This is a genomic window from Streptomyces sp. NPDC058145, from assembly GCF_042884245.1.
Classification (GTDB): domain Bacteria; phylum Actinomycetota; class Actinomycetes; order Streptomycetales; family Streptomycetaceae; genus Streptomyces.
Genome location: NZ_JBHVUH010000010.1, coordinates 13,348 through 37,801, shown reverse-complemented (window position 1 = coordinate 37,801; position 24,454 = coordinate 13,348). Strand labels below are relative to the sequence as shown.

22 protein-coding genes are annotated in these 24,454 nt (G+C 73.4%); 8 read left to right on the top strand and 14 right to left on the bottom strand.

Annotated features, from left to right (window positions below):
* Positions 1-48: 48 nt before the first annotated feature.
* Entirely contained in the window at positions 49-1,224 is a 1,176-nt protein-coding gene (locus ACFVVO_RS22935) for an FAD-dependent oxidoreductase (protein WP_390057441.1), read from the bottom strand.
* A gap of 119 nt (positions 1,225-1,343) precedes the next feature.
* Positions 1,344-2,432, bottom strand: a complete 1,089-nt coding sequence (locus ACFVVO_RS22930; protein WP_390057440.1) for a GNAT family N-acetyltransferase — start codon at positions 2,430-2,432, stop codon at positions 1,344-1,346.
* A gap of 423 nt (positions 2,433-2,855) precedes the next feature.
* Between ACFVVO_RS22930 and ACFVVO_RS22925 the strand changes: the two genes are divergently transcribed.
* The 3 genes from ACFVVO_RS22925 to ACFVVO_RS22915 all read left to right on the top strand — a co-directional run bounded on the left by ACFVVO_RS22925 (position 2,856) and on the right by ACFVVO_RS22915 (position 5,275).
* A complete protein-coding gene (locus ACFVVO_RS22925) occupies positions 2,856-3,284 on the top strand; it encodes a PaaI family thioesterase (RefSeq protein ID WP_390057439.1) in 429 nt (142 codons plus the stop codon).
* Positions 3,285-3,452: 168 nt separating this feature from the next.
* On the top strand, positions 3,453-4,670 hold the full coding sequence (locus tag ACFVVO_RS22920; RefSeq protein ID WP_390057438.1) for a chitinase: 1,218 nt from the start codon (positions 3,453-3,455) through the stop codon (positions 4,668-4,670).
* A 149-nt stretch (positions 4,671-4,819) separates the two neighbouring features.
* Positions 4,820-5,275, top strand: a complete 456-nt coding sequence (locus ACFVVO_RS22915; RefSeq protein WP_390057437.1) for a hypothetical protein — start codon at positions 4,820-4,822, stop codon at positions 5,273-5,275.
* Positions 5,276-5,362: 87 nt separating this feature from the next.
* On the opposite strand, the gene ACFVVO_RS22910 is transcribed toward ACFVVO_RS22915, so the two are convergent.
* Complete coding sequence (locus tag ACFVVO_RS22910; RefSeq protein WP_390057436.1) at positions 5,363-8,737, bottom strand: pyruvate carboxylase; 3,375 nt, start codon at positions 8,735-8,737, stop codon at positions 5,363-5,365.
* Positions 8,738-9,074: 337 nt separating this feature from the next.
* Between ACFVVO_RS22910 and ACFVVO_RS22905 the strand changes: the two genes are divergently transcribed.
* The 3 genes from ACFVVO_RS22905 (at position 9,075) to ACFVVO_RS22895 (ending at position 12,117) form a co-directional block, all read left to right on the top strand.
* Positions 9,075-10,064: an aldo/keto reductase gene (locus ACFVVO_RS22905; RefSeq protein ID WP_390057435.1), complete on the top strand. Its 990-nt coding sequence runs from the start codon at positions 9,075-9,077 to the stop codon at positions 10,062-10,064.
* Positions 10,065-10,116: 52 nt separating this feature from the next.
* Positions 10,117-10,344, top strand: coding sequence for a hypothetical protein (locus ACFVVO_RS22900; protein ID WP_390057434.1), 228 nt, complete (start codon positions 10,117-10,119; stop codon positions 10,342-10,344).
* A 525-nt stretch (positions 10,345-10,869) separates the two neighbouring features.
* Positions 10,870-12,117 (top strand): MFS transporter, encoded by a 1,248-nt coding sequence (locus tag ACFVVO_RS22895; RefSeq protein WP_390057433.1) that lies wholly within the window; start codon positions 10,870-10,872, stop codon positions 12,115-12,117.
* Between the two features lie 22 nt (positions 12,118-12,139).
* Here ACFVVO_RS22895 and ACFVVO_RS22890 read toward each other — a convergent pair whose 3' ends face one another.
* The 8 genes from ACFVVO_RS22890 to ACFVVO_RS22855 form a co-directional block, all read right to left on the bottom strand.
* On the bottom strand, positions 12,140-12,883 hold the full coding sequence (locus ACFVVO_RS22890) for a metallophosphoesterase (protein ID WP_390057432.1): 744 nt from the start codon (positions 12,881-12,883) through the stop codon (positions 12,140-12,142).
* A complete protein-coding gene (locus ACFVVO_RS22885; RefSeq protein ID WP_390057431.1) occupies positions 12,880-13,167 on the bottom strand; it encodes a BON domain-containing protein in 288 nt (95 codons plus the stop codon). Before ACFVVO_RS22885 ends, ACFVVO_RS22890 begins: the two co-directional genes overlap by 4 nt.
* A complete protein-coding gene (locus ACFVVO_RS22880) occupies positions 13,164-13,850 on the bottom strand; it encodes a hypothetical protein (protein WP_390057430.1) in 687 nt (228 codons plus the stop codon). Before ACFVVO_RS22880 ends, ACFVVO_RS22885 begins: the two co-directional genes overlap by 4 nt.
* A gap of 240 nt (positions 13,851-14,090) precedes the next feature.
* Positions 14,091-14,594, bottom strand: a complete 504-nt coding sequence (locus ACFVVO_RS22875) for a hypothetical protein (RefSeq protein WP_390057429.1) — start codon at positions 14,592-14,594, stop codon at positions 14,091-14,093.
* Positions 14,595-14,698: 104 nt separating this feature from the next.
* A complete protein-coding gene (locus ACFVVO_RS22870) occupies positions 14,699-15,004 on the bottom strand; it encodes an acylphosphatase (protein WP_390057428.1) in 306 nt (101 codons plus the stop codon).
* The gene (locus ACFVVO_RS22865) at positions 15,001-15,342 is read right to left on the bottom strand and encodes a hypothetical protein (RefSeq protein WP_390057427.1); all 342 of its coding nucleotides are present in this window, start codon (positions 15,340-15,342) and stop codon (positions 15,001-15,003) included. Before ACFVVO_RS22865 ends, ACFVVO_RS22870 begins: the two co-directional genes overlap by 4 nt.
* 34 nt (positions 15,343-15,376) lie before the next feature.
* Positions 15,377-17,515, bottom strand: coding sequence for an acetoacetate decarboxylase family protein (locus tag ACFVVO_RS22860; RefSeq protein WP_390057426.1), 2,139 nt, complete (start codon positions 17,513-17,515; stop codon positions 15,377-15,379).
* A gap of 208 nt (positions 17,516-17,723) precedes the next feature.
* Positions 17,724-18,182, bottom strand: a complete 459-nt coding sequence (locus tag ACFVVO_RS22855; protein WP_390057425.1) for a flavodoxin family protein — start codon at positions 18,180-18,182, stop codon at positions 17,724-17,726.
* Positions 18,183-18,304: 122 nt separating this feature from the next.
* Here ACFVVO_RS22855 and ACFVVO_RS22850 point away from each other — a divergent pair, with 122 nt between their 5' ends.
* Positions 18,305-18,946, top strand: coding sequence for a class I SAM-dependent methyltransferase (locus ACFVVO_RS22850; RefSeq protein WP_390057424.1), 642 nt, complete (start codon positions 18,305-18,307; stop codon positions 18,944-18,946).
* Between the two features lie 15 nt (positions 18,947-18,961).
* Here ACFVVO_RS22850 and ACFVVO_RS22845 read toward each other — a convergent pair whose 3' ends face one another.
* A complete protein-coding gene (locus ACFVVO_RS22845; RefSeq protein WP_390057423.1) occupies positions 18,962-20,287 on the bottom strand; it encodes a lipase family protein in 1,326 nt (441 codons plus the stop codon).
* Positions 20,288-20,490: 203 nt separating this feature from the next.
* On the opposite strand from ACFVVO_RS22845, the gene ACFVVO_RS22840 reads away from it, so the two are divergent.
* Positions 20,491-21,192, top strand: a complete 702-nt coding sequence (locus ACFVVO_RS22840) for a lipoprotein (RefSeq protein ID WP_390057422.1) — start codon at positions 20,491-20,493, stop codon at positions 21,190-21,192.
* 26 nt (positions 21,193-21,218) lie between these two features.
* Here ACFVVO_RS22840 and ACFVVO_RS22835 read toward each other — a convergent pair whose 3' ends face one another.
* A complete protein-coding gene (locus tag ACFVVO_RS22835) occupies positions 21,219-21,851 on the bottom strand; it encodes a GNAT family N-acetyltransferase (protein ID WP_390057421.1) in 633 nt (210 codons plus the stop codon).
* A 127-nt stretch (positions 21,852-21,978) separates the two neighbouring features.
* Positions 21,979-24,015: a DUF1996 domain-containing protein gene (locus ACFVVO_RS22830; protein ID WP_390057737.1), complete on the bottom strand. Its 2,037-nt coding sequence runs from the start codon at positions 24,013-24,015 to the stop codon at positions 21,979-21,981.
* Between the last annotated feature and the right edge of the window lie 439 nt (positions 24,016-24,454).

The window sequence follows — 24,454 nt, the reverse complement described above, 5'->3', positions numbered from 1 at the left end:
GCTCCCGCTGACCGAACTTCCGTTGCCGCCGGTCCAGTTGTCCCGCGCTCAGCGTTCCGCCAGGGGAACGTCGGCGAGCGGGGTCTCCCAGTCCAACTGGCGGTTCAGCGTGTCGTCCTCGCGGGGTGCGCCGGGAGCAGCGGAATCGTCGCGCGCCGGGGTGTGGGCGCCGCGCGAGATGGCGCCGCTGACGGAGATGTTGTGCTCGGCGCGCGGGCGGCGGTGGCGCTCGTACACGGTGAAAGCGGTCCGCGGATCTGGCAGGTCGCGCAGGGCCTTGGCGAGGACGACGGCGTCCTCCAGCGCCATGGAGGCGCCCTGGCCGGTGGCCGGTGAGGCCGCGTGCGCCGCGTCGCCGAGGAGCAGGACACGGCCCGTGTGCCAGGGGGTGCCCAGCGGCATCTCGGTGGCGTCGGTGGCCATGATGGTCTCGCCGCCGGCCGCGACGATGTCCCCGGCGGGTGTGGCGTCCTCGCGCAGCAGCGGGAGCAGTTCGCCGCGCAGACCGGCGGGTGTGGGGCCCGGCGCGTCACCGGCGGGCCGGGGGGCGCCGGTGACGCGGGCGAACCAGTACGTCTCCCCCGTCGGCGAGACCGCGTATCCGAACGCGGCCGCGCTGCCGCGCACCATGGTGATGGCGCCGGTCGGCCCCGGTGCGGGTGCCGCGTCCGTGTAGCCGTAGTACACGCGCTGGCCCGCGTACCGGGGCCGGGCGGCGGGCGCCACGACCAGCCGGCGCACGGCCGAGTTCAGGCCGTCGGCGCCGATCAGCAGGTCTCCGGTGGCGCTGCTGCCGTCGGAGAAGTGCGCGGTCACGCCGTCGGTGCCGTCGTCCACGGACACCAGCCGGGCACCGTGACGCAGGGGCGTGCCACGCCGGACCGCCTCGGCCTGCAGGGCCGCGTTCAGTTCGCCGCGGCGCAGGCAGCGGTAGCGCAGCGCGGGGTCGTCGGCACCGGCGAGCGGTGCGCGCGCCACCTCGCCGCCCTCGCTGTCGAGCAGGCGCAGGGAGGTCAGCGGAAAACCGATGGCGGTGACGGCGTCCGTGGCGTCGATCTGGGCCAGGGCGCGCATGCCGCCCGCCGCGAGGGTCAGGAAGGCGCCGATGTCCTCGGCGGTGTCGGGGTGCGCCTCGAAGACGGCGACGTCGTGTCCGGCCTTGCGCAGGCCCAGCGCGGCCGCCGTGCCCGCGATGCCGCCGCCGATCACCAGAATGCGTGCCATCGGTACCACCCACCGTTCCGTTCGCGTGCGCCGACGGGTGGCAGAGCTACGCCATGGAGGGCGGGGCGGGCAAACCGGCACGCCCACATTCGGTCGCTTCCGTCTCGGGGCGGAGGGCTTCAGGGGCGTGGGCCGCGGGTGCGCAGCTCTCCCACCGTCCTCAGCAGCCGGTCGGCGGGCTCGCGCAGCCGGGGATGGGCCAGGACCGTGTTCCGCAGGCCGCGCACCGGCCGGCGCCACATGCGCCGCGCGGCGGCCACCGGGTGCCGGCGCGCGGCGAAGCCCTCCCCCACCCGCAGTTCGCGGGTCTTGAGCCAGTCCTTGTACTCCTTGTCGCCCCGCCCCAGGTCGACGAGGGTCACCCCCTGCCGGGCGGCCGCCTCGGCGGTCCGCAGGTGCATCATCAACCCGGGTGAGTAGTAGTGCAGTTCGGGGTCGTAGGCGGTGAACCAGGCGGCCAGGACGGTGCTGGAGCGCGGGCCGAAGTGGGCGGCGACCGGGCGGTCGCCGGCGTAGAGCACGGAGAGCACTCCGGTGAAGTGCTCCTCGCGGACGTGGAAGAGGTGGTCGACCAGGTCGACGATCCAGGGCCGGGAGAAGCGGTCCATGCGCCCGGTGCGGCGGTACTGGGCGGACTTCCAGCGCATGAGGGCGCGCAGGACCCGTGGATCGCGCTCGTCGAACTCGAACCGCACCGCGCCGATGTCCCGCCCGAGCCGGCGCTCCTTCTTCAGGGTCGTCTTGGCCAGCCCCGGATAGGACCCGCGGAGCCACTCGGCGTACGTGCCGTCGCCGGGCTTCACGTCGATCACCGGCGAGGCGAAGGTTCCCGTGACGTGCGGGGCGAACGGCCGCTGCTCCTGGACGAGATGGTCGAACTCGAAGATGCTGAGGCCGCAGGCGCGCAGCAGGTCCCCGGCGTCCCAGGTGACTCCGGGCCGGTGCACGAGGGCCTGGCAGTCGGACAGTCCGAGCCCGACGGCCCGGCCGGTGCCGAGAGGGCCCCGCTCGTACGGGAAGAATCCGACCGGCTGCCCGTCCTCCCGCAGTACCGCGACCCGCACGCCGCCGCGGTGGCGGCCGACCGCGACGGTGAACTCCGGTGCCAGGAAGGGGTTCGCGTACTCGGGCGACTCGTCCATCGCCCGGTGCCAGGACCCGCACAGCGCGGAGGTCAGGTCCCCGGGTCTGTGGATGGTGACGTCCACCTCAGCTCGACCGCCCTTCGGCCCGCTCCGCCAGTGGCCCGCCGGGCTCGGCCGGGGCCGGTGAGGTGTGTGGATCATGGCTCCTGGATCGCATGGGCGACCGCTCCCCCCATGACGCGCCGGGCGCGTCCTGCCATTTGCTGCTGCCGTGTGCGGATCCCCGCCGTGCGCCGATGCTCAAAGTTCGCGAAACCGTACGCACCCTGTCAAGGGTGCCTCAGGCGACGGACGATCCGCCATGGGTATGCGCAATCGCGCACGAGTCCGGACGGACGGCGTGCAGCCCGCCCCCGGACGGCCGTCCGGGCGGCCGGGGACCGACTGGCGCGATGACGACCATGATCCCGGCCCGTGCCGGGCACCGCTGGCACACTGCCTGATCGCCGTGCGGAGCAGCACGGCACCCACGAGAGGCGGTACACCATGTCCCTGTCCGAGCCGGCCGCTCCCCGGCCCGCCGACCTGCTGGCCGCCATGCCGTTCGCGGCCGGCCTGGGCATCGAGCTGCACGAGGCCACGGCCGAGCGCACGACCGGCAGTCTGGCCTGGTCCCCGAAGGCCTGCACGGCGGGTGGCGCGCTGCACGGCGGGGCGCTGATGGCGTTGGCGGACAGCGTCGGCGCCGTGTGCGCCTACCTGAATCTGCCGACGGGGGCCTCCGGCACCTCGACGGTGGAGTCCAAGACCAACTTCCTGCGGGCGGTCACCGCCGGGCACGTCCACGCCACGGCCCGCCCGCTGCATCTCGGCGGCACCCTCCTGGTGGTGCAGACCGACCTGCGGGACGACCGGGACCGGCTGGTCGGTCAGACCACGCAGACCCAGATCGTGTTGCGTAAGAGCGAGGCCTGAGCCCCGCCGGCGGCGGCCGCGTCCCGCGCCTCGAGTAAAGAGATCGTATGGTCTAGTCCAAAGACCTCTTTGGACTAGACCAACTCATTGACGTGACCGCAACAGCTCCCGGAGGCTGGGGCGACTCCCCGCTGGGCAACTCCCACCCCCACCCCCTGGAGGCACGCAGTGAGACCCCTTCGCGCATGTCTGGGTGCGGCGGCCGCCGTCGGACTGGCCGCCGCGGGCACCACCGCCCTCGTCACCACCAGCGCCTCGGGCGCCACCACCGCGCTGAGCGACCGGTGGTACGCCGCGGCCCCCTATCTGATGCCGCTGGACAACGACCCGCCGAACGCGGCCGCCATCATGGACGCCACCGGCCTCAAGACGTTCCAGCTGGCCTTCGTGCTCGCCCCGAACGGCGGCGGCTGCTCCCCCACCTGGGGCGGCACGTCCCCCGTCTCCTCCGACACGGCCGTCCAGTCGGTCATCAGCGGCATCCGCGCCAAGGGCGGAGACGTCTCCGTCTCCATCGGCGGCTACGGCGGCACCAAGCTCGGCCAGGCGTGCGCGGACCCGGCCGCCACGGCCGCGGCCTATCAGCAGGTGATCACCAGGTACGGCCTGCACGCCATCGACTTCGACCTGGAGGAGCCGGAGTACGAGAACGGCGCCGCGATCAGGAACGAGATCGGCGCCGCGAAGATCCTCCAGCAGAACAACCCGGGCCTGTACGTCTCCGTGACCACCGCCGGCACGGCGGACGGCACCGGCTGGTTCGGCAAGCAGATGCTGCTCGAGGCCAAGTCGCAGGGGTTCACCCCGAACAATTTCTCCATCATGCCGTTCGACGGCGGCTTCAACGGGGCGGCGAGCCAGACCACGGCGCTGACCAACTTCAACTCGATCCTCCGGTCGACCTTCGGCTGGGACGAGGCGGCCGCCTACGCCCACGAGGGCTTCTCCGGCATGAACGGCCGCAGCGACACCGGCGAGTACTTCACGCAGGCCGACTTCCAGACCGTCCTGGACTACGCCACCGGTCACCACATGGACCGCTTCACGTTCTGGTCCCTGAACCGCGACCGCCAGTGCACCCCGGCCGACAACGGCGGCCGTACGTCGGGCACTTGCTCGAGCGTGGCGCAGAACTCCTGGGACTTCGCCAAGTACTCGGTGAAGTTCGCGGGCGTCACCCCGCCCACCACGACACCCACCCCCACCCCGACCCCGACGCCGACCCCGGGCACCTCCTGCAAGGCCGCCTGGAGCTCGACGGCGGTGTACACCAAGGACAACGAGGTCTCGTACGGCAAGCACAACTGGAAGGCCAAGTGGTGGACCCAGAACGAGGTGCCCGGCGCCTCGGAGTGGGGTCCCTGGCAGGACGAGGGCACCTGCTGACCCGCTTGACGTGTTCGGTCCAAAGCTGACGCCGAACGGCTGTCCGCACCGCGGACACGCGGCGCGACCTGCGCGATTGGTACATCCGGGCGTACGGTCGTAGCGTCGATGTGCACGCGGTCGGACACGGAACGGCAGTGGGAGCGGCCATGCGCGGATCATTGGTGGGAACGGCAGTCACGCTCGCGGCGGGAGCCATGCTCACGGCGGCCATGACGACGGCCTCCGCGACTCCGCCGGACACGTCGGCCGCGCAGGCCCGGCGCTCGCAGCCGGTGCTGGTCGACTGCTCCTTCCAGCGCAACGTCCGCCCGGCCGACTTCATCCTGGCCTGCGGCGACGGCAACAGCCGCCTGCTGGGGCTGCACTGGACCAAGTGGGGCTCCCGGGCGGCCATGGCCGAGGGCCTGAACGCGGTCAACGACTGCAAGCCGTACTGCGCGGCCGGCAAGTTCCACTCGTACCGGGTGACGGTGCGGCTGGACAGCCCGGCCCCGTGGAAGAAGCATCCGGGCGTCCAGCGGTTCACCCGGATGACCCTCACCTACGAGGGTGCCCGGCCCGAGGGCTTCAACCAGGTCGTGGCCTACCCGCTCTGGAGCTGACCGGCGCCTCCCGACCGGCACCGAGCCGGTTCGTACGCCCGCTCGCCGCGGCCGGTGACATCCGGCCGCGGCGGGCGGGCGCTGCCGTCAGGCGATCTCCACCAGCAGGTCGCCGCCCTCCACCTGCTGGATCCGGTTGATGGCCAGCCGGGACACCCGGCCCGCCTTCGGCGCGGTGATCGTCGCCTCCATCTTCATCGCCTCGATGGTGGCCACGGTGGCACCGGCCGCCACCTCGTCGCCCTCGGACACCGCGAGCGTCACCACCCCGGCGAACGGCGCCGCCACATGACCCGGGTTGCCCCGGTCCGCCTTCTCCGTCACCGGGACGTCCGAGGCCGCCGCCCGGTCCCGCACCTGGATGGGCCGCAGCTGGCCGTTGAGCGAGGACATCACGGTGCGCATACCGCGCTCGTCGGCCTCGCCGACCGCCTGCAGCTCGATCAGCAGCCGGACACCGGGCTCCAGGTCCACGGCGTACTCCTTGGCCGGGCGCAGGCCGTAGAAGAAGGCCTTGCTGTCCAGCACGCTGGTGTCGCCGAAGCTCTGGCGGTGCGTGTCGAACTCGCGGGTCGGGCCGGGGAACAGCAGCCGGTTGAGGGTGGCGCGGGCGTCCTTGGCCAGGCCGTCGCGGTCCTCGGCGGACAGCTCGGGGGCCGGCCTGGCCTCCGCCCGGCCCTGCAGGGCCTTGGTGCGGAAGGGCTCGGGCCAGCCGCCGGGCGGGGTGCCCAGCTCGCCGCGCAGGAAGCCGATCACCGAGTCCGGGATGTCGAACCGGTCCGGCGTCGCCTCGAAGTCCTCCGGCGAGACCCCGGCGCCGACCAGGTGCAGCGCGAGGTCGCCGACCACCTTGGACGACGGGGTCACCTTGACCAGCCGGCCGAGGATCCGGTCGGCGGCGGCGTACATCGCCTCGATGTCCTCGAAGCGGTCACCGAGGCCCAGGGCGACGGCCTGGGTGCGCAGGTTGGACAGCTGCCCGCCGGGGATCTCGTGGTGGTAGACCCGCCCGGTCGGGGAGGCGAGGCCCGCCTCGAACGGGGCGTAGATCTTCCGCACGCCCTCCCAGTACGGCTCCAGGTCACCGACGGCACCCAGGTCGAGGCCGGTGGGCCGCTCCGAGTGGTCGGTGGCGGCGACGAGGGCCGACAGCGAGGGCTGCGAGGTCGTACCGGCCATCGAGGCCACCGCGCCGTCGACCGCGTCGGCGCCCGCCTGGATCGCGGCGAGGTAGGTGGCGAGCTGGCCGCCCGCCGTGTCGTGCGTGTGCAGGTGCACGGGCAGGTCGAACTCGCTGCGCAGCGCGGTGACGAGCTTCGCGGCGGCCGGGGCGCGCAGCAGTCCGGCCATGTCCTTGATCGCCAGGACGTGGGCGCCTGCCTCGACGATCTGCTCGGCGAGCCGCAGGTAGTAGTCGAGGGTGTAGAGCCGCTCGGCGGGATCGTTGAGGTCGGCGGTGTAGCAGAGGGCCACCTCGGCGATCGCGGTGCCGGTCTCGCGCACGGCCTCGATGGCGGGCCGCATCTGGTTCACGTCGTTCAGGGCGTCGAAGATGCGGAAGATGTCGATGCCGGTGGCGGCGGCCTCTTGCACGAAGGCGTCGGTCACCTCGGTCGGGTACGGGGTGTAGCCGACCGTGTTACGGCCGCGCAGCAGCATCTGCAGGCAGATGTTGGGCACGGCCTCGCGCAGGGCGGCCAGCCGCTCCCAGGGGTCCTCGGCCAGGAAGCGCAGCGCGACGTCGTACGTGGCGCCGCCCCAGCACTCCAGGGACAGCAGCTGCGGCAGGGTTCGGGCGACCACCGGGGCGACGGCGAGGAGGTCCTTGGTGCGCACCCGGGTGGCCAGCAGCGACTGGTGCGCGTCGCGGAAGGTGGTGTCGGTGACTCCGATGGTCGGCGACTCGCGCAGATGCCGGGCGAAGCCCTCGGGACCGAGTTCGACCAGCCGCTGCCGGGAGCCGGCCGCGGGCTCACCGGCCGGGAGCGAGGGCAGCTTGGTGACCGGGTCGAGCAGGTCGGGCCGCTCGCCGTGCGGCTTGTTGACGGTGACGTCGGCGAGGTAGGTGAGCAGTTTGGTGCCGCGGTCGGCGGAGTGCCGGGAGGTCAGCAGGTGCGGGCGCTGCTCGATGAAGGAGGTGGTGACCCGGCCCGCCTGGAAGTCGGGGTCGTCCAGGACCGCCTGCAGGAACGGGATGTTGGTGGCCACACCGCGGATGCGGAACTCGGCCACGGCACGCCGGGCGCGTCCGACGGCGGCCTGGAAGTCCCGGCCCCGGCAGGTGAGTTTGACCAGCATCGAGTCGAAGTGGGCGCTGATCTCCGTACCCGCGTGGGTGGTTCCGCCGTCCAGGCGGATGCCGGAGCCGCCCGGGGAGCGGTAGGCGCTGATCCGGCCGGTGTCCGGGCGGAAGCCGTTGGCCGGGTCCTCGGTGGTGATGCGGCACTGCAGGGCGGCACCGCGCAGGGTGACGGTGTCCTGGGAGAGGCCGAGGTCGGCGAGGGTCTGACCGGAGGCGATGCGCATCTGGGCCTGGACCAGGTCGACGTCGGTGACCTCCTCGGTGACCGTGTGCTCGACCTGGATGCGCGGGTTCATCTCGATGAAGACGTGGTTGCCGTCGCGGTCGAGCAGGAACTCCACGGTGCCCGCGTTGCGGTAGCCGATCTCGCGGGCGAAGCGCACCGCGTCGTCGCAGATCCGCTCCCGCAGTTCGGGGTCGAGGTTGGGCGCGGGCGCCAGTTCGATGACCTTCTGGTGGCGGCGCTGGAGCGAGCAGTCGCGCTCGAAGAGGTGGATGACGTTGCCCTCGCCGTCGGCGAGGATCTGCACCTCGATGTGGCGCGGGTCCACGACGGCCTTCTCCAGGAAGACGGTCGGGTCGCCGAACGCCGACGCGGCCTCGCGGGAGGCGGCCTCGATGGACTCGCGCAGCTGGGCGGGGTCCTCCACCCGGCGCATGCCACGGCCGCCGCCGCCGGCGACCGCCTTGACGAAGACCGGGAAGCCGACGTCCTCGGCGGCGCGCACCAGTTCGTCCACGTCGTTGGAGGGCGCGGAGGAGCCGAGCACGGGTACGCCGGCGGCGCGCGCGGCGGCGACCGCGCGGGCCTTGTTGCCGGTCAGCTCGAGCGTCTGCGCGTCCGGGCCGACGAAGGTGATGCCCGCCTCCTCGCAGGCGCGGGCGAGTTCGGGGTTCTCGGACAGGAATCCGTACCCGGGGTAGACGGCGTCCGCGCCCGCCCGGCGGGCCGCGCCCACGATCTCCTCGACGGAGAGATAGGCCCGCACGGGATGCCCCGGTTCCCCGATCTCGTACGCCTCGTCGGCTTTCAGCCGGTGCAGTGAGTTGCGGTCCTCGTGCGGGAACACGGCGACCGTGCGCGCACCGAGTTCGTAGCCCGCCCGGAACGCGCGAATCGCGATCTCTCCACGGTTGGCGACCAGCACCTTGCGGAACATCCTGGATTCCCTTCAGCTGCCTGGCGGCGACAAACACCATGGTGTCAGCCATGCCCTGCCGTACGTCGCGGCAACATTAGGGGGTACCCGCACATGTCGAAGTGCGAAAAGCGTCACATTGACGCTTGCGGGGTTCCGCCCCGGGCCTCTCAAGGTCCGGGTTGACTTCGAGCGCGCTCCAGCTCGTAGCGTCACCGGCGTCCCGGGCCACCGGGCCCGCGCCGCCGGGTCCGCCGCACGGGATGCCGGGCCGCCGGATCCGTCGCTAGATGGATGAGGGGCGCGGGCGTACGGAACGCATCACCATCGAGTGGGCATGGAAAGGCTGGGACAGCACATGCGACAGCGCAGTCTGCGGGATCTCCAGGTATCGGCCATCGGCCTCGGCTGCATGGGAATGTCCGCCTTCTACGGAACCGCCGACCAGGACGAGGGCATCGCGACCATCCGCCGCGCCCTCGAGCTGGGCATCGACTTCCTCGACACCGCGCAGATGTACGGGCCGCTGACCAACGAGTCCCTGGTCGGCGAGGCGATCAGGGGGCACCGGGACGAGTATGTGATCGCCACGAAGTTCAATTACCGGATGGACGACGCGGTGCCGGGCGACATCAGCACGGTGGGCCGGCAGGACGGCTCCGCCGAGCATGTGCGCAGCTCGGTCCACGGCTCGCTGGAGCGCCTCGGCACGGACCACATCGACCTGTACTACCAGCACCGGGTCGATCCCCAGGTGCCGATCGAGGAGACGGTCGGAGCCCTGGCGGAACTGGTCACCGAGGGCAAGGTGCGGTACATCGGGCTGAGCGAGGCGAGCGCGGATACCATCCGGCGCGCGAACGCCGTCCACCCCGTCACCGCCGTGCAGAGCGAGTACTCGCTGTGGACCAGGGACGTGGAGGCCGAGGTGCTGCCGGCCTGCCGGGAGCTGGGCATCGGCTTCGTGCCGTACTCGCCCCTCGGCCGCGGCTTCCTCGCCGGCCGCTTCTCCTCCCCCGACGAGCTGGACGAGAACGACTGGCGCCGCAGCAGCCCCCGTTTCGCCGACGCCAACATCGAGGCGAACCTGCGGCTGGCGGCGAAGGTCAAGGAGATCGCCGCGGAGAAGGACGTGACCCCGGCCCAGCTCGCGATCGCCTGGGTGCTGGCCCAGGGCGAGGATCTGGTCCCCATCCCGGGCACCAAGCGCCGCACCTATCTGGAGCAGAACGCGGGCTCGGTGGACGTCGAGCTGACCAAGGAAGACCTCGCCCGCATCGACGCCGAGCTGCCGCAGGCGTCGGGCGAGCGCTACGACGAGGCCGGGATGCGGTCGGTCAACCGTTAGGGCGGTGCCGTCAAGCGCCGGGACCTCTCGCCGGGCGCTGGGACCTCTCGCCGTGCTCCCGTCGGACACGGCCGGTCACGACGGCGAGGTCCGGCGCCGCCGCGAGCGCGAGCGCACCCCGCGGATCAGGGCGAGGACGGTCAGCGCGCCGCTGCCGGGGCTGTCGCACGGGTCCGAGCGCGCGGGGGCCCGGACCGCGAGGGCGGCGGTCGCCGCGGCGGAGAACGGCAGGAAGACCTCGGAGAGCGGCAGCCGCAGGCGCAGGGCGCTACGGGGGTGACCGGTTCGGTGCCGGTGCGGGACGAGCGGCGGCCGGGGACGCCGGAGCGCGAGCGGGGCTCCGGCGCCGCTGTCCGCCCGGACCGGCCGTCCCGTGCCCGGTCGTAGTCGCGCACGTCACACCTCCCGCGGCCGGACCGTGTGGTCCGGCCGCCCTCCGCGCAGCCCGCGCGGGCGCCGGGCGAACGGCCGTCGCCCGCGGCCGTGACACAGGCCTGTGAGGAAGCCCACCCGGGTCCCAAGTCCGTTATGGGTGCGGAGCTTTGGGGTTCTCCGGGCCCCTCCGGGAGGCGGGGCGGCAGCGACTCGCCCGTCCCTTCTGCCACCATGGTCGGCGCCCTCCCGACCGGGCGGACGAGCCGTGCGGCGCAGCCGGTTCAGCCGTTCCGCCGGTCGCTCTTCCGACTCCCTTGGATGTCGAGCAGCCGCCTTGTCCTCTGCCCCTGCCCTGCCCACGCCCGGAACCACTCCCGCCGCGCGCCCGAGCGCCTCGCGTTCACCGTGGCGGTCGCTGCGTCACCGCGGCATGCGCTGGTGGTCGGTCGCGAACCTCGTCTCCAACGCCGGCACCTGGACGCAGCTCACCGTGCAGAACCTGCTGGTACTGCAGATCACGGGGTCCGCCGCGGCGACCGGTCTGTCGATGTCGGTACAGGCGGCGCCCGCGCTCTTCGTGAGCCTGCTGGGCGGCGCGGCCGTCGACCGCTGGCCCCGGAAGCTGACGGTCGCCGTCAGCCAGGCCCTGCTCGGCGCGGTGGCCTTCACCACCGCCCTGCTCGTGGCACTGGACCGGATCGACATAACGTCCCTGCTGGTGCTGGCCGGGGTGACCGGTGTCATCGCCACCGTCGACGGACCGGCCTGCGCGCTGCTCGGCAACGATCTCGTGCCGGTGGAGGACGTCCCCTCCGCGATCGGCGTGGGCGCCCTCGTACACAGCGCGGGCCGGCTCGCCGGTACGGCGCTGGCCGGAGTGACCGTCGGCTTCCTCGGCACCTCCGCCGCGTACGCCGCCAACGGGCTGTCGTTCCTGTTCGTGGCGGCGGTCGTGCCGTTCCTGCGCCCCGCGCCCGGGGCACACCGGGAGCAGGCGACCACCGAGCGCGCCGTACCGGACAGGGCGGAGATGAGCGTCGGGCAGGGCCTGGCCTTCTTCGTCCGCCGGCCCCGGCTGGTCGCGCTCGCCGCCGTCACCGGTCTCAGTTCGGTCTTCGGCCGCAACTACGGCCTCACCCTGGCCGTCCTCGTCACCGGGCCGCTCGCGGGCGGCGCCGGGGCGTTCGGCACGGTGTCCACGGTGCTGGCCGTCGGCGGCATCCTCGGCGCGATCCTCGGCGCCCGGCTGCGCAGCCCCTCGGTGCGGACCGTGGGTGTGCTCGCGGCGGCCGGCGGGCTGCTCCAGGTCGCGGCGGGGCTTTCGCCGTCCCTGGCCGTCCTGCTGGTGCTGGTGCTGCCGATGGCCGTGGTGGAGTCGGTCTCCGACACCGCCGGTACGGCGGTGCTGCAGACCGACCCGCCCGCCCATATGCGGGGCCGGGTGCTCGGCGTGTGGAGCTGCATCGGCACCGTCTGGGGCCTCGGCGGGCCGCCCGCCCTGGGTCTGCTGATGGAGTGGGCGGGGGCGCGGGGCGCCCTGGTCGCGGGCGGGCTGCTGATCGCCGGTGCGATCGGCGCGGGCCTGCTGCGGCGCCGGGTCGCGCTCCCCACCGCGCTGAAGCTGCCGGCGAAGGACGGCGACGTGACGGGCCGCGAGGCCCTGGGCACGGCCGCCTGAGACCTCGCCGTCCGCCGCCCGGTCAGGCCGTCGCCGCCGGCTCGCGCCCCGGCAGGTTGTAGACGTGGAACGCCTGGCCGATCACCGGCTGTGCCACGTTGCGGACCCGGACGCCCCCGCTGGTCATCCCGTGCTCGGTGCCCGCGTGGGCGTGCCCGTGCACGGCGAGGTCGGGGCAGGCGGTGTCGATCGCCTCGGCGAGGAGATAGCTGCCGAGGAACGGGTAGATCTCCGGCGGCTCCCCGGCCAGGGTGTCCGGCACGGGTGCGAAGTGGGTCAGGGCGATCCGTACGTCGCAGTTCCACTCGTCGAGCTGTTGCAGGGCGGCGAGCAGTCCGTCGGCGCGCCGGCGGCTGTAGCGGACGAACTCCTTCATGATCGGCTCGCCGAACTCCCCGGCGCAGCGTCCCACGAATCCCCCGCCGAAGCCCTTCGTCCCGGCCACCCCGATGCGTGCCCCGTCGCGGGTGACGACGGCGGCCTGGCCCTCGAGGACGTGCGCGCCGGCGTCCCGGAGGATCGCGGTGACCTCCTCGGGGTGGTCGTCGTGGTGGTCGTGGTTGCCGAGCACGGCGACGACGGGGACGGCGAGGTCCTTGATCTCCCGGGCGACGACCCGCGCCTCCTCGGGCGTGCCGTGCCGGGTGAGGTCTCCCGCGAGCAGCAGGACGTCGGCGCACTCGGGCAGGGTCTCGAAGGCGGGACGCAGCGTGCCCTGGCTGTCCGGCCCCATGTGGATGTCCCCGACGGCGGCGACGCGGATCATGTGAGGTCCTCCCCGTGATCGGGCGAGGAGGTCCCGGCGACGAGGATGTCGCAGTGGACGGGGTGCCCCGCCAGCACCTCGCGGGCGAGGCCGAGGATCTCGTCCCGGCACTCGGTGGAGGGCACGGTGCCCGTCAGCAGTACGGAGTCACCGTGCGGGACCAGCCGTACGCCCAGTTCGCCGAGCGGTCCGGCAGCGATCCGTTCGGCCAGATGGGCGACGCGGTAGTCCAGGTTCTCGGCGGCCGGCGGGTCCGGCGGCCGGTGTGCGTCTCGGTCGGTCATGGCTGCCCCTTCCGGGGTGCGATCACGTTCAGCCGTTCGAGCAGGAAGAGGAAGGCGGCGGGCATCGGCTGGTCTCCGCAGGTCTGGCGCACCTCGTCCCAGTCGACCTTCTCGCGCACGGCGCGGGCCACCGGGAGAACCGCCCCGAAGTCGCAGTAGTGCTCCGAGAAGGCGCTGATCAGGCTGCGGATCAGATCGGTCGGGGACAGGACGGGCATGAGCACGGAGTCGACCGGCAGGCACGTCGCCCGGGCGAGCATGTCCTGGGTGACGGGCTCGTGCGCCAACTGGAAGATGACGTCGATGTCCTGCCCCCGGCAGGCCGTCTTCAGCAGCCAGTCCTCCGGCGGGGTACGCACGGGAAGACCGGCCTCGCGCAGGGTCGCTGCCACCGCGTCGGAGTCCTCGGGCAGCACGGCGAAGTCGGCGTCGTGCTGGAGGTCACGGCTCCCGCCGTGGGCGTAGACCGCCACGCTGCCCGCGAGGGCGAAGGGGTGGCCCTTCTTCTTCAGCAGGGCGCCGATCTGCTTGGCGGCCTCCAGGATCGCCTGGCTGCGGTCGTGCGGCAGGGGCTCCGTGACCGGTGCGGCCGGTACCGGCGGCGCCGGTCCGTCGCCGGCGAGGCGGAGCCCGGTGACCTCGGTCCGCCGGGCGGGGGTGGTTCCCTCCCCGTTCTGCGTCATGGTCTCTCCGTTCGCGGCGCCCTGCGCTCCCGGGCGGCCGGGACGGCCCCAGGAGGGGCACACCGGGTACCCGGGCCGGTGCCGCTCAGTCCTGGCCCGCCATCGCCGTCGGCCGCGGGGGCGGCCTGCCGGCGGGCGTGTGGTGCGACCCCGCACCACCGGCCCCGCACCACCGGCCCCGACGACCGCGCGGGCCCGCCCCGGGTGGGGCGGGGCGGGACCGCGGGCCCGCTCGCGGGGTCAGTCCACCGGCTTCAGACCGGTGATCTTCAGGGTCTGCAGATCGGACTGGACGTCGATCCTGGTGACCTGGGCGTTGCCGCCGTCGCTCCAGGTCAGCGTGACCCTGCTGGTGGAGTGGCCCATGCCGGAGCCGGTGTAGGCGACCTTCCACCTCACCGGCACGTTCTGCGCGAAGAGGATGCCGTCGGCGTGGTTCTTCTTCTCGTAGGCGCCGGCCTTCTTCTGGGCGGCGGCGGACAGGTAGAAGGCGCGCAGCGCCTTGGCGTTGGCGGCGGCCGCCGGGTCGTCGGCGGCCCAGACGGAGTCGATGTAGGCGCCGTAGAAGTCGGCCACGCGCTGGGTGGCGTTGCGCGGGTCGCCCTGGGCGGAGGACACGGCGGCGCGGGTGTGGTTCGCGCCGGTGCCGGCGAGGGCGGGCGTGACGGCGGCCAGGGTGAGGCCGGCCGTGACGGTGACGGCGGTCAGTAGAGTCCTTCGACTGCGGACGGGCATCTTTCTCATTCCCCCGTTTTATTCGCGACCGGGCCGATCCCGGGCGCCGACGGACCGTAAGACCTCGATTCCCTTCCGCCGGTTCCCTTTCCCTCCCTCTCTTTCCCGCCGGCCTATCCCCCGTGGGGGCCGTCGCCGGGCGCGGCGTCGGGCAGTACGCGGAAGCCGGACAGCCCCTCGGGCTCCTCGGCGGCGCCCGTGCAGTGCGTCACCGTGGCCGCCGGCGGGCCCTGCGCCGCCCAGCGCGCGAGGTGGGCGACGTCGTCGGAAGGCCCCTCGAACACGGCCTCCACGTCTCCGTCGTACAGGTTGCGCACCCACCCGGCCACGCCCCGCTCCTCCGCGAGCCGACGGCAGGTGTCACGGTAGAAGACCCCCTGGACGCGGCCGCTGACGCGCACGTGCTGCCGGACCGTCATCCCCGCGCACCCCTGCCCGCGCCCGGCTCCGTCCACGCCACGTCGCGGCCGTCGCGGGCCGGCGATCCGCCCCGTCCGGTTCCAGTGGCCCGCCGATGTGCGAGCAACGCCGCCGCGGCGGTGCGCAGTTGCCGTGCCGAAGCGCGGCAGGCGGCCGCCTGGCGTTCCAGGGCGGGGCGGCTCCACCCGGGCGCCGCTGGACCGGTCAGTGCCGCGGCGGTGGCGAGCAGCCGCCGGGCGTAACCGTCCAGCAGGTCGGCGTCGGCACGCAACGCGACCGCTCGGTCGAGCAGTCCGGCGGGTGTCGGCATCGTGCGGGGCAGCAGCTCGGTGACCACGAAGACTCCCAACTCATGGATCGATGCGTGCGGTTCAGCGCGGCAGGACGGCGCCGGCGCTGCGGTGGGCCGTGAACCGCGGGTTGTGCAGCACGAAGAGCGGCCGGGCCGCGTCGACGCCGAGCCGGCGCAGCTGTCCGGCCATGGGTTCGGCCGCCGCGGTGTCCAGGCGCATTCGCACCCGGGCGCCGGCGTGCAGCCGTGGCGCACCGTGCGCGCGGACCAGGGTGCGGACCGTGCTCTCGTCGCGCCGGCCGTACAGCACCCAGTCCGCCTCCGGACAGCGGACGCCGGGACCGAGGCGGCCTGCCACGACGAGCCCGATCTCCATGGTGGCGAACCTGAGGTGATGCCCCATCAGGTCGGCCACGGCCGAGCTGAGGGTGGCGGGCTGGCCCCAGATCTCCCGGGCGACGGACCGTGCCTCCTCGCTGCTGACGGCGAGGGAGAGGACGTGCCGGCCGGTACGGCGCAGGTCGGCGCGGCGCAGCAGATCGGCGGCGATGTCGTACGGGCGCGGCCGCCACAGGTCGGCCACCGGCACGGTCAGGGCGACCTCCGTGTGGGGGCCGATGGTCGAGCAGCGGTGCTCGTACAGCGACAGCACCGCCAGCGCCCGGCCGCCCAGCCGGCTCGGCACCGTCCGGGTGCCGGCGGGCAGCAGGCCCTGCGCCGCCTCGGCGTCGACGAGGTAGCACAGGTGGGCGGCGGAGGAGTCGTAGTAGCGCACCGGCACGTCCACCGGGCCGGTCGCGGTGGGGACGGAGGCGGTCGGCAGGGTGAGGAACGGGTGCCCCTCGGGCGGGTGGGCACGGTTGCGGAGTCGATAGGCCCGGGTGCGCACGACGGGGCCTCGGTAGGGCGTGAGCGCGTCGTCGACGGTCCCACGGGCCTGGGGGACGACGGACCGCAGATGCTCGATGTAGTCACGGACCGTGTGGCGCAGCGGAAACGGGCCGGCGGGTCCCGGGTAGTGGAGCTCGTACCGGTTGGGGTGCGGGTCGGGGGCGGGGCCGGCGTCCGGGCCGTCCGGGACGGGCACCATGTCGTGCTGGTCGGTGATGGCGGCGACCCAGGTGCGCGGGTCGGCGGTCCGCCGGCCGCCGGCCGGGGAGCCGACGGTTATGACGTGGGTGACCCGGTAGGCCCGGCAGAAGTCCGGGTCCCGGGCGAGGTTCAGCAGCGCGGTGCCGCCCTCGCCGTGTCCGATCAGGGCGAGGTCGGCGCCGCGCGGTATGCCGTAGTCCGCGAGGGCGAGCCGGATCGAGCGGGTGTGGGGCGAGTCGGTCGCGAAGAGGTCGTGCCAGGCGTCGGCGAAGTCACGCGGGCCGTCGTCGCGGGGCCGGCCGGGTGAGGTGCCGGGGGCCTGGACGACGTAGCGGACGACGCCGTCGGGTCCGCGCACGTTCTGCACCAGGATCCGCCCGTCGGCGGACAGCGCCTTGATGTTGCTCAGGAAGCCGAGGAAGGACCCCTCGGTGGCGATGGTCTGCCTCTCCTGCTCGGTCAGGTCGACGGCGTCGGCGGCTGCCTCGCCCCCGTCCCGGGCCTCGACCGGGGGCATGGGGCCGGCGGACGGCTGCCCGTCCGGTGGTCCGGGTACGAGCGCCCAGCCGGCCCCGTCGCCGGTCCGGGGGTTACCCTCCAGCAGCCGCCGCACGGCCACGAGTTCGGCCATCAGGGGGATGAGGCCGGACAGGGCGCGCTGCGCTCCCGGGTCCCGGAAAAGCGCACGCAGGGAGCGCACGGCCGCCGGGGCGCGGTCGGCCGCCAGGGCGTCCGTCAGCCGCCGCATGCCCGGGTCGCGGGCGAACTCGGGGTGACCGGCCAGCACGGCGGCGACCCTCAGCCGCAGGGCGGTCACCGCCACCCACGCGGGCAGGCCCGCACGGCCGGGCAGCCGTGCCGGGCTCTTCGGCAGCGTGAGGGCCGGGCGGCCGAGGCCCCGCCCGCCGGTCAGGGCGCGCAGCAGCGCCCAGCGGGCGGCGAGGGCGGTCCGGGGCCGGCGGTGTGCGGAGCCGGTGAGCCCCGGGTCGAGCAGCGCGGCGCCGGTCCGCGCGGACACCGCGCGGATCCCCTCCGCGACGTCCAGGACGTCCTGTGCGCACCGGCGGAGGAGTTCCCCGGCGTCCTGCTCGTCCGGTTGTCCGGGGGCGTGGCCGTCCGCTCGCATCCGACGCTCCCTCGGCTCGACGACGTGCGTGCGCGACCGAACCCGCGAAGGCCGGTCGCGGTCCATCGTGGGCGACGGACACCACGCCCGCACCTTCACCTGCCGGGCGGCTCCCTCCTGACCTGGTGGAACGGAATTCGGCCCGGTTGCCCTGGCACCCGAACGGCCCATCGGCGGGCGGGGCGGCCGCGTCGGTACGGTGGCGCCGTCAGGCGTCGTCCATGAGCCCGGCGGCGACCGTGGCGCCCAGCTCCCAGCAGGCCTCGAGGTCGGCCTTGCCGGGGGCGCCGGTGACGGTCACGGCGTCGGCCGAACGGCGCCAGCCGAGGCCGGTGGTGACGGACTCGACGGCGCGGACGGCGCCCGTGACGTCGTTGCCGCCGTGCACGTAGTAGCCGAACGGGCGGCCCCGGGTCTCGTCCAGGCACGGGTAGTAGATCTGGTCGAAGAAGTGCTTCAGGGCGCCGGACATGTAGCCGAGGTTGGCCGGGGTACCGAGGAGGTAGCCGTCGGCCTCGAGGACGTCGGTTGCGGTGGCGGACAGCGCCGCCCGCCGCACGACGCGCACGCCCTCGATCTCCGGTGTGGTCGCGCCGGAGACGACGGCCTCGAACAGCGCCTGGCAGTTGGGCGAGGGGGTGTGATGCACGATCAGCAAGGTGGGCACGCCCGAACCCTGCCCTGCCGGTGCCGTGCCCCGCAAACCGCGCCCGGCGCGCGGCGTTGTGGGGCGCGGGCCCGGAGTGCGACGATGCCGGGCACCTGCAGGGGACCACGGAAGGAGCCGTCTTGGCCGAGGACGATCACCGGGCACCGGCCGCCGTGCTGTTCGACGCGCTGGGGCTCGACTACGAGAAGGCGTTCGCCGCCTCCGAGGCGCATCGCGACTCCCTGCGGTGGCTGCTGGACCGGCTGGAGCCGGGCAGCAGGGTGCTGGACGTGGGCAGCGGAACGGGACGGCCGACCGCGCGGACACTCAGCGACGCGGGGCACGAGGTGCTCGGCGTCGACGTCTCCCCGGTCATGGTCGACGTCGCCTCCCGGCAGGTGCCAGGGGCCGTCTTCCGGCTCGGCGACATCCGTGACCTGCCGTTGGACGAGGGCTCGTTCGACGCGGTGTGCGGGTACTTCTCGCTGCTGCAGATGTCCCGCGCCGAGCAGGCGGCCGTGGTGGCGCGGCTGGCGCGGGCGCTGCGGCCGGGCGGGTACGCCGTGCTGGCCACCGTGCCCCTCGACCTGGAGGCCGTCGAGGGGCTGTTCATGGGGCAGCCGGTACGGGTGACCAGCTTCGCGGCCGGGGACTTCACGGCGCTGGTGACCGGGGCGGGCCTGACGGTCCTCGCGGAGGAGCACGCCGTGTTCGCCCCGGCCCATCCCGGCGCCGTACCCGAGCCGCACCTGTTCCTGCACTGCCGGCGCGCGTCCGGCTGAGCGCGCCGGCCGCGGTCAGGGCCGGACGGGCAGCGACCAGCAGGTGGAGCTCGCCGGCTTGCCGGAGAGCCGGTCGGTCAGCCAGTCGATGGCGTCGCCCTGGTCGGTGATCAGCGGGGCGAAGTGGTTGAGCAGCGAACGGCCCAACGGGGGCACCGTGACCGGCGCATAGGTGACGTCGGCGCCCTTGCGGCACCAGTCGACGGCGAGCGTCCGGGCCTGCGCGTGCGGGACGAGGTCGTCGTTGACTCCGGTCGCCACCCGGACCGGGCTCGCCGGCTTCGTCCGGCCGATGCGCTGCCGGTCGAGGAAGTCCCGCAGGGACGGCTCGGCCTTGATGACGTCGCTGATGGAGGAGCCGTCGGCGGTCCAGGCCGTGCTGTGCGCGGAGTTGTAGGAGAGGATCGCGTCTCCGACGCACATCGTCGACAGGTCGGCCAGCGCGGCCTTGCCCGCCGCGTTGAGGCGCTTGTCGGCGATCGGCCGCAGGGCGGGGTCGGCCTGCAGGAAGCCGTTGACGGCCCAGCCGAGGGCACCGGCCAGGTCGCTGCCGTCGATGGCCTTGGTGACGGCGGTCAGATCGGCGGGCGGCGCGCCCGAGTAGGTGCCGGCCAGGGTGACGTCGGGGGCGTAGGACGGCTGGAGTTCGGCGGCGGCGGCCGTGGCGCCACCGCCCTGGCTGTAGCCGTACAGCCCGACCGGCGAGGCGGCCGTCACGGACGTGCCCGCCAGGTTCCGGGCGGCGCGCACGGCGTCCAGCACGGCGTGCCCGCCGTCGAGGCGGTTGACGTAGGTGTGCAGCCGGTCGGTGGCGCCCAGGCCCGCGTAGTCGGTGACGACGACGGCGACGCCCCTGGCGAGCATGCGGTAGATCGCCAGGTCCTCGTAACCGACCGACAGGGTCTGGCCGTTGATGCCGAGCGGGTGTTCCAGGCCGAGTGAGGCGGCGCACTGGTCGCCCTGCCCCATGGTGCCGGGCGCCACGGCGACGAGGGGGCGCGGTCCGCCGTGTTTCCAGGCGGCGGCCGGTTCGATGTAGGCGCCGGTCACGGCGACCGGACTTCCGCCTGAGTCGGTCGACTTGTACATCAGCCGGGTGGCCCGGCCCGGCAGGGGGTCGTCGAGTCCGGGCAGGCTCAGCGCGAGCGGAAGGTGCTCGCTGCGGACGAGGGTGCCGTCGGCGGCGGGCAGGGTGGCGGGCGGGTCGTAGAAGGCGGGGATGGTGACGCCCCGGGACACGACGGTGTCCGAGGCCGTGGCGGGGAGTGCGGCGGCGGTCTGTGCGCCCAGGCAGGCGGCGACGGCGACGGCGAGCACCGGAAGTGGGGTGTGTGCGCGCATGGCGGACCTCCCGAGTGGTGGGGCAGGGGGTACCGAAGTGGGTGGCACGGACCTTACTGTCGAGTAAGTTACCGGCGGTAGCCCACGGTAGGTCACGGTTGGGCAATGAGACGCCCCGTCAGCAAGTGCCCCGCACCGTTGTTCCCCGCGACGCCGCCGACCCCTCGGCTACAGTGTCCGACCGGACCATTGGGGAGAAGACGGTGCAGGTCAAGGTGGGGATTGTGCGCGGCGGAGCAGTGGGTCTGGCGGCCGGAACGGCGCTTGCAGCGGCGGTACTGAGCGGGTGCGCCGAGTCGTCCGGAACGGACGACAAGGGTCAGTCGGGTTCGTCGGCGAAGGCGGAGGCGACGGCCGGAACGGCGGCGAGCGGAGGCACGATCGGCGCTGCCGGCTCGGCCTGTGAACTGCCCGTCGGCTTCGACATCGCCAAGCACTGGAAGGCCAAGGGCATCGACGCCGAGGCGGAGATGTCGAAGGCGTCGAAGGGCTCGGGCGGCGGCCTGCCGGGCGGCCTCGCCGATGCCTTCCTGCGCCAGGGACCGGTCACCACCGCCTGCGAGATCGACGCCAAGCCGGCCGGCAACATCGGCTTCCTGCGCGTGTGGACCGGCAGGCCGGGCGGCACGGACGCGCGCACCGCGCTGCGGGAGTTCGTGGCGGCCGAGGACAACGTCAGCGAGGAGAAGTACCACTCCTTCAAGACGGCCACCGGGGTGAGCGGTGTGGAGGTCGAGTACCTCTACACGAGCAAGCTCCTGGAGGAGACCAAGAAGGAGACCGCACTCGCGGTCGGCACGCCCGACGGGCCGGTCGTGCTGCACCTCGGCGGCATGGACACCGAGGAGCACGAGGAGATGCGACCCGCCTACGAACTCGCCAAGCGGACCCTGCGCGTTCGCTGACGGTCCGGTTCGGCCGGCAGCCTGGTTCAGTCGTCCGCCGTGGCCCGGCCCAGATAGGTGAGCGGGCCGGGGTCGCGGACCGGGACCTCGTGGAAGCCGAGGCGGTCGTAGAAGGCGCGGGCGGCCGTGTTGGCGGTGACCATGCCGAGATGGACGGCCAAAACCCCTTGCTGGTGCAGGGCGTCGAGCAGCGCGCCCATCAACTGGCGGCCGTGTCCGCGCCGCTGCCGTGCCGGCAGCAGGTCGATGTGCAAGTGGGCCGGATACGCGGCGAGTTCGGGGACGAGCATCCGCTCGGGATGGTGCAGGAGGCCGATCATCTGCTCGCTGGGTGTGCGCGGCGGTGCCGCCGGGGCCGGGTAGCGGGCGGTCAGCCGAGGGATCCAGGTCCGCCGGAAGTCCTTCACGAAGCGCTCGGTGTCCGCCGTGCCGATCACATAGCCCACGGCCCGGCCCGCGCCGTCGTCCAGGACGAAGGCGAGGTCCGGGTCGAAGTGGCAGTAGGGCTCGGCGAAGATCGCCGGCATGAGGCGAAGATCGGGATACAGGTCCCGGGAATCGCCGCCGTCGAGTGCGGTGCGGACGCAGACGTCGGCGACCGCGTCACGGTCGGCGGGGCGGTAGGGGCGGACGAACGGGCTCGGGGCGTTGGTCGGCATGGAGACATCCTCACGCCTTTGGGAGCGCTCCCACAAGTTGTTCGGCCGGCCTGGAGCGACGGAAAGGCGGCCGCACCCGCAGGGGGTGGGCCGCCGTCCGAGGATCAGGCCGGGGTCGGGTGGGGGGTCAGTGGGTCAGGCGCTTGGCCTTGATCAGCATGAACAGGCCCGCAAGCGCCAGCAGGGTGCCGATGCCCGCGGGCCACAGGTTGGCCCCGGTCTCGGCGAGTCCGCCCTGCCCGGCCGCCTGCGGTTCCGTCTGGGCGACCGGTGCCTGGGACTGCGTGGCCGGAGACTGGGCGGCCGGAGACAGGCCGCCGCCGTCGGCCGCCGGCGCGGGTGCGGTCCGGGTGGCCGAACCGACCTCGCCGGTGCCGCCCGAGCCGGCCGACGTCGCCGGGTTGTCCCCGGTCTTCCTGCCGTCATTGGCCGACTCGGTCCGCTTGCCGTCCTTGGCGGGCTCGGTCCGCGTGTCGTCCTTGGCGGGCTCGGTCCGCGTGTCGTCCTTGGCCGGCTTGCTGTGCTTGGTGGTGTTCGCCGGTGAGGTCGTCGCGTCGGTCCGCGGCTCCTCGGCCGGGGCGGAGGCGGTCGGTTCGGCCGTGGCCGTGGCACCCGTGCCGGGGTCGTCCGAGGCACCGCCGCCCGGGGCGTCCGTCGCACCGTTGCCGGGGCTCTGGCTCGGGGCCGCGGTGGCACCGGAGTCGTCGCCGCCGCGCGGACCGCAGGTGCGGCCGGAGTTGATGCAGTCGACCATGTCGCGCATCAGGTCCTCGTCGAAGACGTTGATGAAGTCGCCGTGGTCGGTGACCGGCTTGTGCAGCTGCTCCGGGAAGGAGTCCACGGCGAACAGCGGCACCGACCGCCCCCCGTCGTTCAGGCTGGGCGCCTTGACGTCGTAGACGATGCGCTGCACCAGTTGCGGGATCGCCTGGAAGCCGGCGGGGCACGCGCCGTCGGGCGTCGCGAACGCCACGTGCGTACGGTGGTTGGCGCTGTCGATGTTGCGGCCGTCCCAGCAGCTCTGGAAGCGGAAGGTGCGCACGACGTCACTGCCGGACGGGCACAGCGGGTACTTGTCCTTGAGCTGCCGGTCCTCGAACCCGGTGCAGCTCCAGGAGGCGTTGGCGTTGGTGGGGCCGTTGACGAAGGCCTTGGCGTCACCGGTGATGACGCGCAGCAGGCGCGGCATGGCGGTCACCTTGCCCTGCGGGCTGCCGACGAAGGTCAGCGTGACGTCCTTGGGCGTGACGATCTGGCCCGCGTTGCCTTCCGTACCGCCGCCGGGCGCACCGGCGTCCCGCTCCTGTGTGCCGTTCTGCAGGCGCACCACCGGCCAGTAGTACGTCGACCGGTCGCCCTTGTCCACGCAGCTCGTGTCGGCCTTGGCCAGGTCGTCGTCGCTGGCGAAGGCGGTGTTGGACTGGTTGCCGACGTAGTCGTGGAAGTGGTGGGCCCCGTTGGAGACGCCGGGGGCCACGATGACGTTGTCGGAGTTGAACAGGCCGTTCGCGTTGACGCCGCACTCGGTGGTGAAGGTGCCGCGCGAGGCGCCGTCCCCCTGGGGCGGCTTCGGCGCGTTGGGCTGTACGGCGGTGATGTCCGCGTAGTCCGAGGCGACGGGTCCGTTGCCGCCCTGACCGGTGCCCGCCTGCCCGGCGCCGTTCTGCCCTTGGCCGCCGCCCTGCTGGCCGCCGGCGCTCGGCGAGGCGGTGGCCTGGCCGGTGCCGTCCGAGCCGCCGCCCGCGCCGTCCTGGGCGGGGCGCAGGGTGCAGGCCGCCAGGGACTCCAGCCCCTCCGGCCGGTCCCCGACCCGGTCGATGGCGACCGCGATGCGCTCGATCGTCGCCGCCCGCTTCTCCTTCAGCGGGTTCATGATCGAGCCGTCGGCGACCTTCGGGTCCTGGCGGATCTCCTGTGCGGATGCCTGGAGTTGCTGGTAGGCGCCGGCCGTCTGCTGGTCCAGCTCGGCGAGTTCACGGTCGACGTCGGAGCGGGCGTCGTCCGGGACCGATGTCAGCCGGCTCCCCACGTCCGGGCAGTCGATCGTGGCCATACCGGCGGACCTGACCTGTCCGGTGGCGTCCTGGCCGGAGCCACCGCCCCAACCACCCTCCGTGGCCGAGGCATAGACGTTCGCGGCGACGAGGCCGCCCCCGCCCAGCATCAGGGCGACTGCTGCGAAGGTCGCGCGTCGTGCGCCGGTCGGGCGTCTGCGCCTGTTGCGTACCACGGTGGTCCCCTTGTGTGGAGCGGTCGGTCGGGCATGGAGTTCCCGCGTCCCATACGCAGGGCGGACCCGTAGCGTTCAACCGAATCCGCGATTCACCGGGATCTCACAGGAAACCGTGGTCACACCGGCGGCGGCAGCGTACGACAACGCGAGCCGGGTGGCAGGGCCATGCAAAAGGCGAAAAATTCTTCCCACTCGAACGACGCCGCGAACATCACAAATACGTATCGGACATTCCGCCCTGCAACCTTCACACCGAGCACACAAGTTGGCTAGGTTGACCGCCAGGCCGCCCGGCTGCCCCCAGCGAACTCGCCGTGGCGTCCCGGGCCGGGGCTCGACCGACCCCGAGATCGGCCCAACTGCCCCGCGG